Here is a 4,294-nt window from a genome sequence, read left to right on the forward strand (position 1 = left end):
TGTAAAGAAAGACTGTCCTGCATAGATTCTTACTGGCCTTGAATAGCAAAAGTACGCTATAGATAGTTTAGTCAAACCTTCTTCTATACAATACTATCTGATTCACGAATTCCGATTTCCGACGTAAAAATCAATACTAGCTATTAAAGCTTATGAACAGTTTATCTCAAAAAGAACCGGCAATCCTGGGTGGAACTGCCTGCTTTCCCCAAGGTCCTCCCGAATGGCCTTTTCCCGACAAAGCAGTCAATCAGGTTTTGCAGGAGGCACAACAATCAGGAATATGGGGAAAATATCATGGCCCCTATTTAGAACAGTTACAGCAGGAACTTGCCACGCTCCACCAGAGGGAACAAGTCATTCTCTGCTCAAGTGGAACCGTAGCCGTTGAACTTGCACTGCGTGGCCTGGGAATCGGAAAGGGTGATGAAGTCATCCTGGCAGCTTATGACTTCGAAGGAAACTTCAAAAATATTCTGGCGGTCGGTGCGACACCCATGCTCATTGATGTCGACAGTAATAACTGCAACCTGGATCTGAACCTGTTAGAACAGGCAATCACAAAATCCACGAAATGTATTCTGGTTTCCCACCTTCACGGGGGAATGGTCCCCATGCAGGCTCTCAAAGAGTTTTCAAGAAAAAAAGGGATTCCGATCATTGAAGATGCCTGCCAGGTACCGGGTATCAATATTGAGGGACGCACTGCCGGTAGTTGGGGCCAGATTGGTATCCTCAGCTTTGGAGGCAGTAAATTGCTGACTGCAGGACGAGGAGGCGCATTAATAACTTCTTCACCACAAATCGCACAACGAGTCAAACTTTACTCTTTCCGCGGAAATGAAGCATATCCGCTCACCGAGCTGCAAGCCGGTTTGCTCATTCCACAGCTGCAAACTCTTCAACAGCATCATCAAAAACGGCAGACCAACGTAGCATACCTGCTACAACAACTGGGAGAACACTCGGGATTAACCAGCCTCACAAACACCAACTACACAAATGACACCTCGTCTTGTCCCGGCTATTACAAATTGGGATTCAAATATGTGGCAGAGCACTTTGCAGGTCTGTCCCGAGAACTGTTCTGCGACTCCATGCAAGCCGAGGGAATTGCCTTGTACCCCGGATTCAGAGCTTTGCATACCATTCACAGCAGCAAACGATTTAAACAGGTCAATCAATTACCGATGGCTACCTTGTGTGACCAAAATCTCGTTGTACTACATCATCCAATTTTATTAACCGATGAGAAGAACATGAAAACGATTGTACAAGCAGTATCTCACATTCATGACCATGCCAAAGAAATTATTCATATGTATACAAACAATCCACATAAACTGAAACATAAAAAAAGCAACGACTATTCAATGGAATAATCGTTGCTTTGAATTGACCCCAAGGGGATTTGAACCCCTGTTTTCGGGATGAAAACCCGATGTCCTGGGCCTAACTAGACGATGGGGCCCATTCGAAATAGTAATCTACGGTTTCCATGAAATAAGTCAAGCGGATGGCGTTAACAGAATCCATCTTCTCAGAAAATACTTTTGAATCCAATTCCTCAGTTAGACCACCAGTAAGAGGTTAACTGATAAAAAAAGCCGCTCGAGAGCGGCTTTTGTGGTATTCAGATATTGTACAATTCAAAACTATTGTAATAACTCAGAGGCACCATTTTTTGTCTCTGATGTTGAATTCTGCTCGTTCTGGATTGCGTCATAGACTTCGCTACGATGAATGGGCACTTCACGAGGGGCTTCGATTCCCAGGCGAACTTTGTCACCGCGTACTTCGACAATCGTAATGATGATATTCTCATCAATGACGATTTTCTCATTCTTCTTGCGGGATAAAACTAACATGCCATGTTCTCTCTCAGGATGCCTGATGCATCCCACGTAAACTTAAACGTAGTGTTTTCGGGGAGGTTCAACACCACAGCTCTTAATAAGTAGTAATACCAATCAATCACATACGTTGAGATTTTACATGCCCACATTTATACCGTCAAGAGGTTAGCGCAAGCCATGGGCGCAGAGATACCTCAAAGTGAGCTGAGAATTGATGCACATTGTAATCTGAGGTTATTCACCGCAGACGTAAAGTGTACTCAAAAATACACTTACAACAACATCTGGTTTAAAGAACTTGATGATGCTTATCTACACAAAAATAAAGAAATTTCAAATAAAAATTGTTTTTTGCATGGAAAGACTCATGATTTACAGAAAACTTGAGTCACTTTCCTGCAAGAAAGGACAACTAGTATCTTTTCGTATCTCTATACCTTAGGCATCAAACATTGCAAAATAGTAACATGCTTGATGCAGCCTCCACCTAGGGAGACTGCACCTCATGTTCTAGTTTCAGAGGCAAAGCTGAAAGGAGATCAGACCATCTCTTTCAAGGCTTTGAGAGGCCGAACCTTAACGACGTTCCGAGCTGGCTTGGCAGCTACCTGCATCATTTCACCAGGTTTGAACGGGTTAGGTCGGGTTGTTGCTTTTGTGGCAGGTTTACGCTGGACTTGAATTTTAAGGAGCCCTGGAATATTGAAAACACCAGGACCACGTTTCCCAATGTTTTTGGAAATCAGTCCGCTGAGTTCATCAAGAACAGCAGTAACTTCTTTCTTAGTTAGTCCAGAACCTTCAGCCAATGCATTAAGGATCTCTGTTTTGGTAAGTGGCTTATCTTTAGTCGTAGCCTTTGCTGCCATCGTGAACTCCTGATACTGGAATTGAAAATGAAAGAAGTGAGTTACCACCTCGTCATAAGGGGTCGCCAAATCTGGGCTGTGATCGAAAATGAGAGATCGCTCTCTCCGAACCAAGCGTAAGTAAAGTGACCTGAATTCCAAAAGTCAATGTGTTTACCCCTATTTTTCAGGACTTTTTGTCATTTCATTGATTTTTTTTTTTTGCCATGTCATTTGTTTGTTGCTTTGAGATAATAAACGTGCAACTTTTATTCTGCGAACTCCAAAAATGACCATGAACCACTATTGACGAATCACCGTATATGTATAACAGCGCTTGTAAGTTGTTGTAACGTATTAGCAAATATTTCTACAGCAAAGTAGATCCGAAACTGAAAAGAGCCTGACAGAATCGGAGTTATTGAAACAGGGAGTCTCCCAAATGGCATCACGTGAAATACATTTGGATATGACGACTTCGATTGTCAACCACATCCTGGTTGTGGAAGACGAAGAAGATACCGCCCTGTTCATGAAAAAGCTGCTTGAAGAAAATTCCTATCGTGTAACAGTCGCAAAAGATGGAGGGCAAGCGCATTCTGCTTTCAATATGCACAAACCTGATTTTGTGGTTCTGGATTTAATCATGCCTCAAGAAAGCGGATTTGAAATCTGTGAGCGAATGAAACAGAAGGAAAGCCATGTTCCCATTCTGATTGTCACTGCGATTGATTCTCCCGAATCGCGTCAACTAGCATCGCGCGTAGGTGCAGATGGTTATCTCTTGAAACCATTTGATCCTGTAGAATTACTCGAATTGATCAAAGAAATATCCAATGATCTTTGGGAGCAGGAACATCTTCCCCCTTCGAAAGAGACAGCCGAAGAACGAGTTTATTTTTTCTGCCCTTGTGGTAAAAAATTAAAAGTTCGTACTAAACATCGAGGACGCACAATGACATGCCCTACATGTAAAGAACCACTCGTAGTCCCCCTGCATGATTAAGGAAATATATCCCAGTTTGAATAGGAAACGTTTCTGATTCAAACTGTCTATCACACAATAATGAAACCTTGAAAAACAATTCCGCCAACTTGATCTTTGAAAGATCAAAACATTGAGTCAATGACAATCAGGTTCAACGAGTCTGAATTTCTAATTAGTTTTGAGGGCCAACATGCCAAAGTTCATTATCAAAACGGGAAAGTATAAGGGAAAGACTTTAAAGCTTCCTGAAAGGACAATCACAATCGGTCGTGAACTGGAGTGTGACATTCGCGTAGCAGATTCTGACGTCAGTCGAATGCACTGCGAATTAGTGCCCCGCGAGGGCGAGCTCTATGTGGTCGATTTAAAGAGCCGCAATGGAACCTGTGTGAATGATATTCCGATCCAGGAAGAAACGCAGCTCCATTCAGGAGACCAGCTACGAGTCGGTCCGATGGTCTTTGAGCTTGTGGGAACGAAAAAAAACACAAAAAAAGGCGTCGGAAAACCCAGCAATCATATCCATACAGAGGACTCATCCGACGATCTCTCCGATGATGCTATTTCCAGCTGGCTCTCGGAAGTAATCAATGAATCGGATC

General features: G+C 42.9%; 5 protein-coding genes and 1 tRNA gene. 3 read left to right on the top strand and 3 right to left on the bottom strand.

The features are described from left to right. Positions 1-152: 152 nt before the first annotated feature. Entirely contained in the window at positions 153-1,382 is a 1,230-nt protein-coding gene (locus tag Q0668_RS12390) for an aminotransferase class I/II-fold pyridoxal phosphate-dependent enzyme (protein WP_298864985.1), read from the top strand. A 14-nt stretch (positions 1,383-1,396) separates the two neighbouring features. On the opposite strand, the gene Q0668_RS12395 is transcribed toward Q0668_RS12390, so the two are convergent. The 3 genes from Q0668_RS12395 to Q0668_RS12405 form a co-directional block, all read right to left on the bottom strand. After that, a tRNA-Glu gene (locus Q0668_RS12395) sits at positions 1,397-1,471 on the bottom strand. Positions 1,472-1,655: 184 nt separating this feature from the next. Next, entirely contained in the window at positions 1,656-1,868 is a 213-nt protein-coding gene (gene csrA, locus Q0668_RS12400; protein WP_298864988.1) for a carbon storage regulator CsrA, read from the bottom strand. 527 nt (positions 1,869-2,395) lie between these two features. Beyond that, positions 2,396-2,725 carry an HU family DNA-binding protein gene (locus tag Q0668_RS12405; RefSeq protein WP_298864991.1) on the bottom strand — a complete coding sequence of 110 codons (330 nt, stop codon included), beginning with the start codon at positions 2,723-2,725 and terminating at the stop codon, positions 2,396-2,398. 421 nt (positions 2,726-3,146) lie between these two features. On the opposite strand from Q0668_RS12405, the gene Q0668_RS12410 reads away from it, so the two are divergent. After that, a complete protein-coding gene (locus Q0668_RS12410) occupies positions 3,147-3,710 on the top strand; it encodes a response regulator (protein WP_298864994.1) in 564 nt (187 codons plus the stop codon). Positions 3,711-3,882: 172 nt separating this feature from the next. After that, positions 3,883-4,294: FHA domain-containing protein (locus tag Q0668_RS12415; protein ID WP_298864997.1), on the top strand; the 412-nt coding region annotated here is incomplete at its 3' end.

Source organism: uncultured Gimesia sp., assembly GCF_937910335.1.
Classification (GTDB): Bacteria; Planctomycetota; Planctomycetia; order Planctomycetales; family Planctomycetaceae; genus Gimesia.

What these genes read in the sequence shown, in the direction of transcription:
- Q0668_RS12390 (WP_298864985.1), top strand. Translation starts at nt 153, where the DNA reads ATGAACAGTTTATCTCAAAAAGAACCGGCAATCCTGGGTGGAACTGCC.
- csrA (WP_298864988.1), bottom strand. Translation starts at nt 1,868, where the DNA reads ATGTTAGTTTTATCCCGCAAGAAGAATGAGAAAATCGTCATTGATGAG.
- Q0668_RS12405 (WP_298864991.1), bottom strand. Translation starts at nt 2,725, where the DNA reads ATGGCAGCAAAGGCTACGACTAAAGATAAGCCACTTACCAAAACAGAG.
- Q0668_RS12410 (WP_298864994.1), top strand. Translation starts at nt 3,147, where the DNA reads ATGGCATCACGTGAAATACATTTGGATATGACGACTTCGATTGTCAAC.